This is a genomic window from Avibacterium endocarditidis (assembly GCF_002921145.1).
Lineage (GTDB): Bacteria > Pseudomonadota > Gammaproteobacteria > Enterobacterales > Pasteurellaceae > Avibacterium > Avibacterium endocarditidis.
On record NZ_PQVI01000138.1, the window covers coordinates 1 to 11,826 of the forward strand.

Below are 11,826 nucleotides of genomic sequence, written 5' to 3' on the forward strand. Positions count from 1 at the left end.
TCGCTCATTCATAAATTACGCGATGCCGTGCTGAGTAACACCGATATTATGGGCAAACTCAACACGCCATTTGCCCCTGTGGTGAATACCATTACAGGCTTAAAAGCCACGAAATTCTTACTGGAAAAAACCTTAAAGTAAGCCAGCATCGTAGTTTGCCGAAATATTCTTTTGGCTCATTCCGTCAGTGGTATAAAAATAATGCCCTTGAGCGTCAGCGTTATTACAAAGACAAGGTGGCATACTATCACGGCTGTTACGTGAACTATAATAATCCGCAACTGGGCAAAGATTTGATCAAAGTTTTCAACGCCTTAGACATTGGCGTGCTGTTATTGGAAAAAGAAAAATGCTGTGGACTGCCACTGAGCGTAAATGGCTTTCCAAAACGTGCTAGACAACTTGCCGAATTTAACCTTGCTCAGCTAGAAAATACCATTATTAATCAAGAGCTTGATGTGGTGGGAACGTCCTCTAGTTGCACAATGAATTTACGTGATGAATATCATCATATTTTGGGAATGGATAACGCAAAAGTACGTCCACATATTAATATTGTAACGAAATATTTGTATCAATTATTTCAACGTAAAAACGCACCGCAGTTTAAATCAATGCCGTTGAAAGTGGCATATCACACCGCTTGCCACGTAGATAAAGCGGGCTGGGCGCCTTATACGCTTGCGTTATTAAAATTGATCCCAGATCTTGAAGTGGTAATGCTACCAAGTCAGTGCTGTGGCATTGCGGGAACCTATGGCTTTAAAGCAGAAAACTATGAAGTTTCCCAAGCCATTGGTAAAACCCTATTTGAGCATATTGAAGAAGGTCAATTTGATTTTGTGATTTCAGAGTGCGAAACCTGTAAATGGCAAATTGATATGTCCACCAGCCTGACCTGCCTACACCCGATCACATTGTTGGCGAAGGTGATTTAATCTTCGCACCTATTATAAAAAATTGGGCAAATTGCCCAATTTTTTATTCACAAATATGCACTAACGTATTACTTGCTTCTAACAGCTGAATAATGCTCTCTGACGGTGGGGTATCGGTAAACAAATGGCTCAGCTCGGTGAGTGATCCCAAACATACCATTGCGCGGCGGTTAAATTTGGAATGATCCGTTGCCAAAATGGTGCTACGCGAGCTTTCCATAATTGCACGTTTTACTTGCACTTCGTGGTAATCGTAATCTAATAATGTGCCGTCGCTGTCAATGGCACTGATCCCCAAAATGCCGAAATCTAAGCGAAATTGTTTGATAAAAGCCACAGTGGCTTCGCCGATGATACCACCGTCTTGTCGCAGTGAACCGCCCGCCATTGTGATGTCAAAACTTTTATTTTGCATTAGGATATAAGCGGCGTTCAGGTTGTTGGTCACAATACGTAAATTTTTGTGATTTAACAAGGCATTCGCCACCGCTTCTGGGGTTGTGCCAATATCCATAAATAACGATGAACCATTGGGAATAATTTTCGCCACTTCTTCGGCAATGCGTCTTTTTTCTGTTGAAAAGAAGTGCTTACGTTCCACATAATCGGAATTTTCTGATGTGGAAGGGGAAGCCGCACCACCGTGATGACGGCTGATTAAATTATTTTCTGCCAGTTCATTCAAATCACGGCGAATGGTCTGTGGACTAACCCCAAGCAGGCTAACTAAATCTTCCGTGCTTAAATAACCATTCTGTTTTACCAGCGAAATGATCTTTTTATGACGAAGGGATTGTTTCATTGCTTCTTCCTGATGTTGTGTTTATTTTTAAATTGTTTTTTGTGGCTTGGCAAACAAGATTTTTACCCCGGCTAATACAACGCCCGTTAATAAGCCCGTGATGTGCGCGGTGTTCCCCATAGAAACTCCAATCAAAGGGCTAACAAACCAAAGGCGATACCAACAAGGAGCATTGTAAAAAAGCCTTGCGGTAAATGAAAGGGTGCTGACGACTAAATTTATCCAATACCAGAACATAACCTAGCACCGCATACACCACGCCAGATAAACCAAAAAATGCAGGCCCTGATGCCATATTTTGCGCAAAACCACTGATAAACGCAGAAAGTAGATACAACAGCACCAGCGTTGCTGTGCCAAATTTCTGTTCAATTTTCCCAGCAAAAATCCACCACCATACTAAATTAAAGGTGATATGCCACGGGGAAAGGTGGACAAGGCTATGCGTAAAATAGCGCCAAAGCTCTGATTGTTCCGCATAGCTCTCTGGATAATGGGTGGCTAGCAAAATGTCTCTTGGTTAAAACCAAGTAGCTGAAAAAGATAAATAATCAGACAAAGTGCGGTTAAAAAAACAGTAAATTTTGTTGTTTCCACTGGGAAAAATGAGGAAATTTCCACCGCACTTTATTTTCATCAGCTTGTTCAATTTTGCCCGTTTCCCAGCTGGCTTGTTGATAACGCGAATGACTAGGATCTTGCAAAAAGGCCTGTGCTTCTTGTTCTATTTTGGGGAATAGTGGATCATTTTCATCAGCAAACACGGCAAAAATCGCTGGTTGCCCCTGCTGTGAAATTTCTTGAATGGATAAATTACGTTGATACTTCGCCAAAATATAATCACGAAAATGAAAAGCAAAGTTACGAATTTCACTACCAAATAAATATTGCATTTGCTATATTTCAACTCTTTAATTTGATGATGTTATGGTGAAATAAATGAATAACCAAAAAATGCCCACTGGCTTTAGCCCTTTTACTTGGGCGCTCGCTATTTTTTGCCTGCCTATTTTGCTTTGGCCCTTGGCGCTACTTATCTCGCCAAATTTACTGAAAAACCCCAGTTTAACTGATTTGCAAACTACGTTGATGTCGATTTTTTTCTGGGTTTATCCTTTTATTTTAGGCATTAGTGCAAGAATACTTTACCTCATTCATCAACGCAATGCCCAACAAGGCAAAGCCTTGCTTATCCTAAGTGCGGTGATTTTTTACGGCATTTTAGGCTATGTGGCAACGGTAGGGTTTCGGGTTGCATAGGCGTTAATTGTTTACGCATTTTTTGTCATTGCTTCATTTCTGCTCCCGTTACAGAAACAATTCTGTGTGTTCTAAAATTCACACGCATTTTCCACCGCACTTATTGTTAAATAGGTAAGAAAGGCGAACTCTGTTCGCCTACTCGTTATAAAATAATGTCTAGTTCATTGTAAGCACGTTGCACTTTTTGCAAGGCTTTTTCTACACTTTCATCGCGAGCTAGCACTACACCCATTCGGCGATGGCCTTGTACTTCCCCCTTACCAAATAAACGAATATCCGTATTGGGTTCAGCCAACACCTTTTCTAAACCTGCAAATTGTACTTGGTTGGAATGTCCTTCCACCACAATGGCTTTAGATGCCGCTGGGCTAATAAGATTAATTTGCGGAATCGGCAAACCTAAAATCGCACGGGCGTGCAAGGCAAACTCAGACAGCTCTTGCGAGATAAGGGTAACCATTCCTGTATCGTGCGGACGCGGTGAAACTTCATTGAAAATCACATCGTCCCCCGCCACAAACATTTCCACGCCAAAAATCCCACGTCCGCCAAGTGCGGTGGTAATTTTCTCCGCAATTTGCTGCGCTTTGGCTAATGCCTCCGCTGACATTGCTTGTGGCTGCCAAGATTCACGATAATCGCCGTTTTCTTGACGATGACCAATTGGCGCAAGGAACGAAGTGCCACCAATATGGCGAACCGTAAGCAAGGTGATTTCATAATCAAATTTGACAAAACCTTCCACAATCACACGCCCCGCTCCCGCACGTCCGCCTTGTTGGGCATAATCCCACGCGGCTTGTAGCTGATCAAACGATTTCACGATACTTTGCCCGTGTCCTGAAGAAGACATAATCGGCTTCACCACACAAGGAACGCCATTTCCACCGCACTTTGAAAATCTGCAAAATTATCCACAAATTGATAAGGCGAAGTGGGCAGCCCTAATTCTTCCGCCGCTAAACGGCGAATACCTTCGCGGTTCATTGTTAAGCGTGTGGCTTTCGCCGCAGGCACAACATTAAAGCCAGCTTGCTCTAATTCCACCAAAGTTTCTGTGGCAATCGCCTCCACTTCTGGCACGATATAATCTGGCTGCTCTTTTTCAACCAAGGCTTTCAACGCCTCGCCATCAAGCATTGAAATGGTATAAGCACGGTGCGCCACTTGTTGCGCTGGCGCATTTTCATAACGATCCACTGCAATCACTTCCACACCTAAGCGTTGCAATTCAATTACCACTTCTTTACCCAGCTCACCAGAACCTAACATCATCACTTTGGTGGCTTTTGGTGTCAGTGCAGTCCCTAATGTTGTCATTGTGTTTTCCTTCTATCAGTGAGAATTTACTGTGCTAACAAACTTTCATCGAGTAGCAGATCTTCATTTTTGTTTACGCCTACACCGCGTTCAAGAATGTGTTGTGCGATTTGATGGGCTTCGGGTAGGGAATGTTCGGTGTAAGTACCGCATTGATATTCGTTTAATTCTGGAATCTCTTTTTGATCTTTCACCTGTAAAATATCTTTCATTGAAGCGAGCCACGCCTGCGCTACTTGTTGCTCGTTTGGTGTGCCGATGAGGGACATATAAAATCCTGTGCGGCAACCCATCGGTGAAATATCAATAATTTCTACATTTTCGCTGTTTAAGTGATCACGCATAAAGCCAGCGAAAAGGTGTTCCAAGGTGTGAATACCCTTTGGTGGCAGAATTTCTTTGTTTGGGATACAAAAGCGCAAATCGAAAATCGTAATATCATCGCCTTTTGGGGTACGCATTGTTTTGGCGACACGCACTGCAGGGGCGTTCATTTTAGTGTGATCCACTTTAAAGCTATCGAGTAATGGCATAATTTTCCTTTTCCTAAATAAAATGTAAATTTTTGTAAAAAAAATTCAACTTATCGTGAACTTTTCTGTTATTATTCGGTCTGACAGTATAGCAACTTGCAGTTGTTTTAATAAATTTGATTCCTTAAGTTATTTTTGCCACTCTTTATGGGTGGCTTTTTCTTTCCTTGATCAGCTAAAACATCTTGTTTGACACCGTTCTAGTATAAGCAAAGTGCAAAAAGCGAACAACCTGATTTATTTTTGTAATTTTTTGTAAATTTTCTTAAATTTATGTTAGTATAGCGTTCCACAACAAATAGCAACTTGCAGTTGTTTAATAAAAATTGGTTCCTTAGGTTATTCACCACCTTTCGAGGTGGCATTTTTTTACTTAAATTTGGCTAATTAATAATAACAACGTATAGCGAAACAATTTCCCAATCATTATTAATAATAATGATTTCAACCAGTTAAAACGCAACCAGCCTGCCATTGCGCAAAAGGCATCGCCCACAATGGGCAGCCAGCTTAATAATAATGTCCAAATGCCATACCTCTGAATGTTGTTCAATGCCCAGCTGCGCTGCAGATTTTTTTGTTCTAATTTGGGAAACCAACGTCCAATCATATAAGTGGTCATTCCACCTAATGTATTACCAAGTACGGCAGCAACAAGCAATTCAAAAAGATCAATAGAGAAAACCGCGCCAATAAAAGGTGCGGTGAGAAAAAGGAAAATAATTTCCGAATTGCCGGGCAATACCGTGGCACTAAGAAAGGCGCTGCTAAACATTAGCCATAGACTATTTTGCGATCCCAATAGCCCATCAGTCAGCCAATCAAGCATAGCCTGCCATATATTTGTTAATATAATTTAGCCTATCTTGCTCGGTAATTTGGCGAATCACTTTGGCAGGATTGCCCACCACAAGGCTATTAGCAGGAATATCTTTGCTCACCACTGAACCTGCACCAATCACCACGTTATCGCCGATGGTTACGCCACCTAAGATAATGGCATTTCCCCCAATCCACACATTATTGCCAATGGTAATCGGCAGCGCCTGTTCCCAATCTTGGCTGCGTAATTCCGCATCAAGGGGGTGGCCTACGGTATAAAGGCTCACATTCGGCGCGAGCATCACATTATCACCAATGGTGATGCCACCGTTATCCAACATTGTGCAGTTATAGTTGGCAAAAAAGTTTTCGCCCACTTCAATAAAACAGCCGTAATCGCAAAAAAACGGCGCGTTAATATGGGGTTCATTTTTGCATTTGCCTAAAATTTGCTGAATTAGCACCGCTCTTTTTTCTGTTTCAGAAGGGCAAATTTGCGTATTGTATTGAAAAAGGCGCTTTTTATTTTCGATGCGAAGTTGCGCTAATTCCGGATCATGAGGTTTATGTGCCAGCCCTGCGAGCATTTTTTGCTTATTGGATAACATTTAATTGCCCTTAATCAGCTGATTGATACGCACATCAAACACGTCCATACCTGCTGCAAGCCCTGCTTTCACGCCAAGATCCGCATCTTCAAACACCACGCAACGTTGTGGATTCACTTTGATTAATTCCGCGCAACGCAAAAATGTATCGGGTTCTGGCTTGTGCTTTGCCACATCTTCTGCGGTAACCACGGCATCAAAATAAGCGTGTAAATCAAATTTATCGAGTAATAAATTGGTCACATTGCGGTGCGAGCCTGTTCCCAGCGCCAAAGGTTTTTGTCCAGCAAATTTCTTTACCACCTGCGCCGCTGGCAACAAGGTGGAATGTTGCATAATCAATTCAATTCCATATTGGCGTTTTAGCTGAATCACTTGATCAAATAATGCCATCGGCATTGCAGCTTCTTTCATCATTTCTTCGGCAACAACCTTGACTGGTGCGCCACCCAATTTATAAATAATGTTACCATCAAGAGGATAACCTAAGGTTTCGCCCACTTTATCCCACGCTTTTTTATGGCTTGGCATTGTGTCGATTACCGTGCCGTCCATATCAAAAATTAAGCCGTCATAATCGGCAAAAAACTCCAAATCCGTCATTCATTACTACCTTTTTTAAAATTTCCTGTATTTTGCTACAAATTTGTGATCCCTGCACTGTTTTATTTAATGAGATTTCGGTAAAGTTAAGCGTAAATAAAATTTATCGCAAAAAAAATCACCGCACTTTCTAACCTGAAAATGATGTCGAGGTGGCAATGAGGCTGCAAACAACAATTAACGTTTTTATTACAACGAAAATTGATCGATGAAGAAATCGTGCAATGGATGTTGCATATCCGAGATCATTTGCACACACAGTGGCACGCTGATGTGGAAAGCCCACAAGTTTTTATGCTGTTTAATCATTTTGCAATGGCGTTAGGACGAATTAAGCGCGGTTATGCTGCCCACCCTTTAGCCCAAGAAATTTTGGCTGAAATGCAAAGTGCGGTGGTTTTTCCGCAAGTTTTTCAGCGCTATTCAGAATTAGTATCCTTGCTGCCAATCCCTATTCCAGAAAGCGAACAAACCCATTTTATTGCCAATATTTATGCTCTGTCATTAAGCCAGCCACAGATTCTAGATTAAAAAACAATAGAAAATAAGAAAAAGTAATAGAATTGTTTGAAATAAGAGTGAAAAAATATAAAAGAAATTAAAGTAGGATGGCGCACCCGAAAGGATTCGAACCTTTGACCGCTCGGTTCGTAGCCGAGTACTCTATCCAGCTGAGCTACGGGTGCGTATTTGAATGTTACTTACCAATCATTTAATCATTTTAATTTTGTTGTAGAGTTCAACAAAATGGCGCACCCGAGAGGATTCGAACCTCTGACCGCTCGGTTCGTAGCCGAGTACTCTATCCAGCTGAGCTACGGGTGCCCTGAGTAAATGGCGGTGAGAGAGGGATTCGAACCCTCGATAGAGTTTCCCCTATACACCCTTAGCAGGGGTGCGCCTTCAGCCTCTCGGCCATCTCACCGCAATCGGTTTGTGGGCGGTATAATACGGATTGCCCTCACATAAGTCAAACGATTTTTTGCAAATAATCGTTTGTTTGAATGATTTATCTACAACGAAGAATAAATATCAACTAGCCTTTCAAAATCGCTCGTAAATTAGCAAGATTTTTCTTTGTTTGGGTTTGCTTTTCTTCTGCTGTCATTGCTGGTTTGTCTTTTTCCCATTGCACATCATCTGGCGGTAATTCCTCTAAAAAGCGACTTGGTGTTGGTTTAAAAATTTCGCCAAATTGTCGCCGCTCTTTGCATAAGGAAAAGGTCAGCGTTTGTTGCGCGCGTGTAATGCCGACATAAGCTAAACGGCGTTCTTCTTCCACATTGTCTTCATCAATGCTGGTTTGATGTGGCAGGATATTTTCTTCCATTCCCACTAAGAAAACGTGGGGAAATTCCAGCCCTTTTGACGCGTGCAGCGTCATCAGTTGCACCTGATCGCTTTCATCATCTTCTTCTCCACGTTCTAACATATCACGCAAAGTTAAGCGCGCGACTACTTGGTTGAGCGTCATTGGCTCATTAAACTCATCGCCTTTGAGCATTTCTGCTACCCATTGGAATAAGGTCGCCACATTTTTACTTTGCACTTCCGCCATTCTTGGTGAAGTAGCGGTTTCGTAAAGATATTCTTCATAATGCAATTGGCTCAACATTCGGCGAATAGCATCTTCTGGCTCAGCACGCAAAATTTCATCATTCAGTTCCACAATCCAGCGAGCAAAATGCTGTAAAGCGTTATAGGCTTTTGGGGTAACGCGTTGAATTAACTCAAAATCAAAAATCGCTTCAAATAAACTAATATGTTTTTCCGATGCCAATGATCCCAATTTTTCAAGAGTTGCCGTGCCGATTTCTCGCTTTGGCGTATTAATAATGCGTAACAGCGCGGCATCATCATCTTGATTCACCAACACGCGCAAATACGCCATCATATCTTTAATTTCAGCCCTTGAGAAAAAAGACGTGCCGCCCGAAATTTTATAAGGAATACGGTTTTGCATTAGCACTTTTTCAAACAAGCGCGATTGGTGGTTGCCACGATACAAAATGGCGTAATCGCGGTATTTGGTTTTACGCATAAAGCGATGGGCGATAAGTTCCCCCACCACGCGCTCGGCTTCGTGTTCTTCATTTTTTGCTTCGATCACCTGCAATTTTTCCCCTTCGCCTAAGGTGGAAAATAATTTTTTGTCAAAAACGTGATCGTTATTGGCAATCAAAATATTGGCGCAATGCAAAATGCGTCCTGTGGAACGGTAATTCTGCTCAAGCTTAATCACTTCTAGTTGCGGAAAATCATTTTTCAGGCGCGCCATATTTTGTGGTTTTGCCCCACGCCAAGAATAGATAGACTGATCATCATCTCCCACCACGGTAAATCGCGCCGCTTCGCCCACCAACAATTTGATTAATTCATATTGACTGGTGTTGGTGTCTTGATATTCGTCCACCAGCAAATAGCGAATTTTTGCCTGCCATTTTGACCGCACTTCTGCATTTGCGCGTAACAACAAGGTTGGCTGCATAATTAAATCATCAAAATCTAGGGCATTATAAGCGCGCAACTGCGTAGCATAACGTTGATAGCATTGCGAAAAGGTCTGCTCTTGCGGATCTCGTGCGGTGGCAAGGGCTTGCGCAGGCAAAATAAGATCATTTTTCCAACGCGAAATCCGTGTCATCAAGGCTTTCAGCAGATCTTTATCTTCTTGTAACAAATCCTTAGTCAATTCTTTCAATAACGCCATTTGATCGGAATCATCAAACAACGTAATAGCCGATTTTAGTCCTAAATGCTTGTGTTCGCGTTTTACAATATCGAAACCAAGGGTGTGAAAAGTGGAGATCGTCAAGCCGCGGCTTTGATCTTTACCGATGGAATGTGCCACCCGCTCTTTCATTTCGCGTGCGGCTTTATTGGTAAAGGTTACCGCTGCAATATGCTTGGCGGAATAACCACAATTTGCGATCAAATGGGCAATTTTATTAATGATCACCCGAGTTTTGCCAGAGCCTGCGCCCGCCAAAACCAAGCAAGGCCCAGACACATAATGAACGGCTTGTTGTTGCTGTGCGTTTAATTTCATTTTGATTCTTCCGCCCACGCATAGGGCAATAATGCGGTGTCTAATAAAAAAGATAACGGCAAATCTAAAATTGGCAGCCCCCACTTTTGGGTCATTTCCCAATCGTATTTCGTGCCAGCATAACTTTCATAAGGTTCGGTAGGATCAACCAATTTCACCACCGTGCCACAACCGTTTAATAATAAAAGTGCGGTGGAAATTATCGCTATTTTTTTCATTAATGTAAAAAGGAGAGAGCTCATAACGCCTATTATAAGAAAATCTGAAGCTGATTGGAAATGGCATAATAGGCTATTGTATTGAAGATACGTAGTTTATTTAAACTGACTTTTTATTTGCAATATATAAACCAAATAAAACAACAAACATACTCATTACTTCTAATTGAGATAATGCCTCATTAAAAATAATATACGCGTATAAAGCAGAAATTAATGGTTGCGTTAATACCAATAAAGATGCATAACTCGCTTTTACTTTGCCTAAACAATAACTTAATCCCCCTTGTCCTAAAATTTGGGATAATAATGCTAGCCCTAATAATGGATAAAGTTGTTGGAAACTCACTGGAATAAAAAATCCTTCTACAACTAAAGAAACAGGTAGCAATACAAATAAACAGCCTATACTTGCATAAGTCATAATTTGGATTGTTAAAAATCGATTTCTTAATTTATAAATTGAAACAATAAATAAACCATAGAATACGGAAGTTAATCCTGCCAAAAAATCCCCTTTAAAATTATTTATACTTGGTGAAACTTTTCCATATAAAAGAAACACAACACCTAAAATAATTATAGCCGCACCAATAATAAAATTCAGATTTATTTTTCTTTATAAACAAAATAGGAAATAGGCACTACTGTAAAGGGAACCAAATTCGCTAATAAATTCGCATTTGCCACGGTGGTATAATGAAAAGAAATATTCCATAAAATTAAATCCAATGCTAAAAAACCCCCTGCCAGAATCGAAATCACAATTTCTTTTCTGTTCATTTTATTTTCACTATTTGAAAACTTATTTAATAAAAAGAATATTGGCAGAGAAAATAACACTCGATACATTCCAGTTGTTATTGGAGGAAGCACACTTAACTTTACAAAAATACCGCCTAGAGCTAAACAAGATATTGAAAACATGATATATAAAATATAACGCATTATGAGTTTCCTTTTATTAATTGACTTTCAGTTTTAACATATAATTATCTGGTATACTCTCAGTTATTACACAACCCGAACCAATAAAAACATTATTCCCTATCGTTATTGCCCCGAATAACTTAGAAAATGATCCTATCTGAACATTATTTCCTATCCTTGGATGTCTAATTCCTTCTGGGTTATTAGAAATTCCCTTTGCACCTAAAATAACTCCACCAAGCATATAGCAATCATCACCAATTTCGCTGTTTCGCCAATAACCGTGCCAATCCCGTGATCCAAAATAAATCTTTTCCCAATTTTGGCATAAGGGTTAATTTCTGCTCCTGATAGTAATTTACCTTTAGAAGATAAAATAAGTGCATATTGATACTTATTTTTTATAAAATCTAAATTATTAATATTCATATTAAGCAAATAATTAGATATTCTATAATAAAAAACTGCATTAAATGATGTATATCCATATAAAATATGGGGCTGTAGTAGATTAGCCCTAAATTTCACACCATTTTCGCAATATTTTTAACTGCTCTTTTGGTGGCCCAAAGTTAAACCGAAATTCACATTCCTTCAAGAATAAAGGAAAGTTTTTTCGGTTAATTCCATTATATTTTCGCAGTATCCGCTTCGCCTGATTCCAAAAATTTTCAATGCCATTAATATGATTTTGTTTCACCGCAAATAGCTCGGAATGATTGATTCGTTCGTGGTGAAAT

General features: G+C 40.4%; 16 protein-coding genes, 3 tRNA genes and 2 pseudogenes. 3 read left to right on the plus strand and 18 right to left on the minus strand.

What is annotated here, in order from left to right; translation table 11 throughout:
- The first annotated feature begins 68 nt into the window (after positions 1-68).
- A complete protein-coding gene (gene glpC / locus C3Z13_RS10085) occupies positions 69-938 on the plus strand; it encodes an anaerobic glycerol-3-phosphate dehydrogenase subunit GlpC (RefSeq protein WP_245872633.1) in 870 nt (289 codons plus the stop codon).
- Between the two features lie 43 nt (positions 939-981).
- On the opposite strand, the gene C3Z13_RS10090 is transcribed toward glpC, so the two are convergent.
- The 3 genes and pseudogenes from C3Z13_RS10090 to C3Z13_RS12900 form a co-directional block, all read right to left on the minus strand.
- Positions 982-1,740 carry a DeoR/GlpR family transcriptional regulator gene (locus tag C3Z13_RS10090; RefSeq protein ID WP_103854240.1) on the minus strand — a complete coding sequence of 253 codons (759 nt, stop codon included), beginning with the start codon at positions 1,738-1,740 and terminating at the stop codon, positions 982-984.
- A gap of 27 nt (positions 1,741-1,767) precedes the next feature.
- Positions 1,768-2,355 (minus strand): annotated as a pseudogene (locus C3Z13_RS12455) (rhomboid family intramembrane serine protease).
- The gene (locus C3Z13_RS12900) at positions 2,307-2,633 is read right to left on the minus strand and encodes a hypothetical protein (RefSeq protein WP_103855831.1); all 327 of its coding nucleotides are present in this window, start codon (positions 2,631-2,633) and stop codon (positions 2,307-2,309) included. Before C3Z13_RS12900 ends, C3Z13_RS12455 begins: the two are co-directional and overlap by 49 nt.
- Positions 2,634-2,679: 46 nt before the next feature.
- On the opposite strand from C3Z13_RS12900, the gene C3Z13_RS10105 reads away from it, so the two are divergent.
- Positions 2,680-3,000: a DUF5389 domain-containing protein gene (locus C3Z13_RS10105; protein ID WP_103855832.1), complete on the plus strand. Its 321-nt coding sequence runs from the start codon at positions 2,680-2,682 to the stop codon at positions 2,998-3,000.
- Positions 3,001-3,145: 145 nt separating this feature from the next.
- Here the strand turns inward: C3Z13_RS10105 and purT are convergent.
- From purT to C3Z13_RS10130, 5 genes and pseudogenes are all read right to left on the minus strand, one after another.
- Positions 3,146-4,323: pseudogene (gene purT / locus C3Z13_RS10110) on the minus strand (formate-dependent phosphoribosylglycinamide formyltransferase).
- A gap of 26 nt (positions 4,324-4,349) precedes the next feature.
- On the minus strand, positions 4,350-4,856 hold the full coding sequence (gene luxS, locus C3Z13_RS10115; protein WP_103855833.1) for an S-ribosylhomocysteine lyase: 507 nt from the start codon (positions 4,854-4,856) through the stop codon (positions 4,350-4,352).
- Positions 4,857-5,229: 373 nt separating this feature from the next.
- The gene (locus tag C3Z13_RS10120; protein ID WP_103855834.1) at positions 5,230-5,685 is read right to left on the minus strand and encodes a YqaA family protein; all 456 of its coding nucleotides are present in this window, start codon (positions 5,683-5,685) and stop codon (positions 5,230-5,232) included.
- The gene (locus tag C3Z13_RS10125) at positions 5,678-6,286 is read right to left on the minus strand and encodes a sugar O-acetyltransferase (protein ID WP_103855835.1); all 609 of its coding nucleotides are present in this window, start codon (positions 6,284-6,286) and stop codon (positions 5,678-5,680) included. The genes C3Z13_RS10120 and C3Z13_RS10125 overlap by 8 nt, the downstream gene beginning before the upstream one ends.
- A complete protein-coding gene (locus C3Z13_RS10130) occupies positions 6,287-6,889 on the minus strand; it encodes a beta-phosphoglucomutase family hydrolase (protein ID WP_103855836.1) in 603 nt (200 codons plus the stop codon).
- Between the two features lie 201 nt (positions 6,890-7,090).
- Between C3Z13_RS10130 and C3Z13_RS10135 the strand changes: the two genes are divergently transcribed.
- Positions 7,091-7,420 (plus strand): hypothetical protein, encoded by a 330-nt coding sequence (locus tag C3Z13_RS10135; protein ID WP_103855837.1) that lies wholly within the window; start codon positions 7,091-7,093, stop codon positions 7,418-7,420.
- A 78-nt stretch (positions 7,421-7,498) separates the two neighbouring features.
- Here the strand turns inward: C3Z13_RS10135 and C3Z13_RS10140 are convergent.
- The 10 genes from C3Z13_RS10140 to C3Z13_RS10175 form a co-directional block, all read right to left on the minus strand.
- Positions 7,499-7,575: transfer RNA gene (locus tag C3Z13_RS10140), tRNA-Arg, on the minus strand.
- 62 nt (positions 7,576-7,637) lie between these two features.
- A tRNA-Arg gene (locus C3Z13_RS10145) sits at positions 7,638-7,714 on the minus strand.
- 10 nt (positions 7,715-7,724) lie between these two features.
- Positions 7,725-7,814 (minus strand) — tRNA-Ser (locus C3Z13_RS10150).
- A 111-nt stretch (positions 7,815-7,925) separates the two neighbouring features.
- Complete coding sequence (gene rep, locus C3Z13_RS10155; protein ID WP_103855838.1) at positions 7,926-9,938, minus strand: DNA helicase Rep; 2,013 nt, start codon at positions 9,936-9,938, stop codon at positions 7,926-7,928.
- A complete protein-coding gene (locus tag C3Z13_RS10160; protein WP_103855839.1) occupies positions 9,935-10,156 on the minus strand; it encodes a YceK/YidQ family lipoprotein in 222 nt (73 codons plus the stop codon). Before C3Z13_RS10160 ends, rep begins: the two co-directional genes overlap by 4 nt.
- 100 nt (positions 10,157-10,256) lie before the next feature.
- Positions 10,257-10,664, minus strand: a complete 408-nt coding sequence (locus C3Z13_RS12460) for an EamA family transporter (RefSeq protein WP_245872631.1) — start codon at positions 10,662-10,664, stop codon at positions 10,257-10,259.
- A gap of 101 nt (positions 10,665-10,765) precedes the next feature.
- Entirely contained in the window at positions 10,766-11,104 is a 339-nt protein-coding gene (locus C3Z13_RS12465; protein ID WP_245872632.1) for an EamA family transporter, read from the minus strand.
- A gap of 16 nt (positions 11,105-11,120) precedes the next feature.
- Positions 11,121-11,330: a hypothetical protein gene (locus C3Z13_RS11950; RefSeq protein WP_219827912.1), complete on the minus strand. Its 210-nt coding sequence runs from the start codon at positions 11,328-11,330 to the stop codon at positions 11,121-11,123.
- Positions 11,309-11,515, minus strand: a complete 207-nt coding sequence (locus C3Z13_RS11955) for a hypothetical protein (protein ID WP_219827913.1) — start codon at positions 11,513-11,515, stop codon at positions 11,309-11,311. Before C3Z13_RS11955 ends, C3Z13_RS11950 begins: the two co-directional genes overlap by 22 nt.
- An 88-nt stretch (positions 11,516-11,603) precedes the next feature.
- A partial coding sequence (locus tag C3Z13_RS10175) for a transposase (protein ID WP_146256895.1) occupies positions 11,604-11,826 on the minus strand: 223 nt, incomplete at its 5' end.

Coding starts and splice junctions, on each gene's coding strand:
- C3Z13_RS10090 (WP_103854240.1), bottom strand. CDS start 1,740: ATGAAACAATCCCTTCGTCATAAAAAGATCATTTCGCTGGTAAAACAG.
- C3Z13_RS12900 (WP_103855831.1), bottom strand. CDS start 2,633: ATGCAATATTTATTTGGTAGTGAAATTCGTAACTTTGCTTTTCATTTT.
- C3Z13_RS10105 (WP_103855832.1), top strand. CDS start 2,680: ATGAATAACCAAAAAATGCCCACTGGCTTTAGCCCTTTTACTTGGGCG.
- luxS (WP_103855833.1), bottom strand. CDS start 4,856: ATGCCATTACTCGATAGCTTTAAAGTGGATCACACTAAAATGAACGCC.
- C3Z13_RS10120 (WP_103855834.1), bottom strand. CDS start 5,685: ATGCTTGATTGGCTGACTGATGGGCTATTGGGATCGCAAAATAGTCTA.
- C3Z13_RS10125 (WP_103855835.1), bottom strand. CDS start 6,286: ATGTTATCCAATAAGCAAAAAATGCTCGCAGGGCTGGCACATAAACCT.
- C3Z13_RS10130 (WP_103855836.1), bottom strand. CDS start 6,889: ATGACGGATTTGGAGTTTTTTGCCGATTATGACGGCTTAATTTTTGAT.
- rep (WP_103855838.1), bottom strand. CDS start 9,938: ATGAAATTAAACGCACAGCAACAACAAGCCGTTCATTATGTGTCTGGG.
- C3Z13_RS10160 (WP_103855839.1), bottom strand. CDS start 10,156: ATGAAAAAAATAGCGATAATTTCCACCGCACTTTTATTATTAAACGGT.
- C3Z13_RS12465 (WP_245872632.1), bottom strand. CDS start 11,104: ATGCGTTATATTTTATATATCATGTTTTCAATATCTTGTTTAGCTCTA.
- C3Z13_RS11950 (WP_219827912.1), bottom strand. CDS start 11,330: ATGCTTGGTGGAGTTATTTTAGGTGCAAAGGGAATTTCTAATAACCCA.
- C3Z13_RS11955 (WP_219827913.1), bottom strand. CDS start 11,515: ATGAATATTAATAATTTAGATTTTATAAAAAATAAGTATCAATATGCA.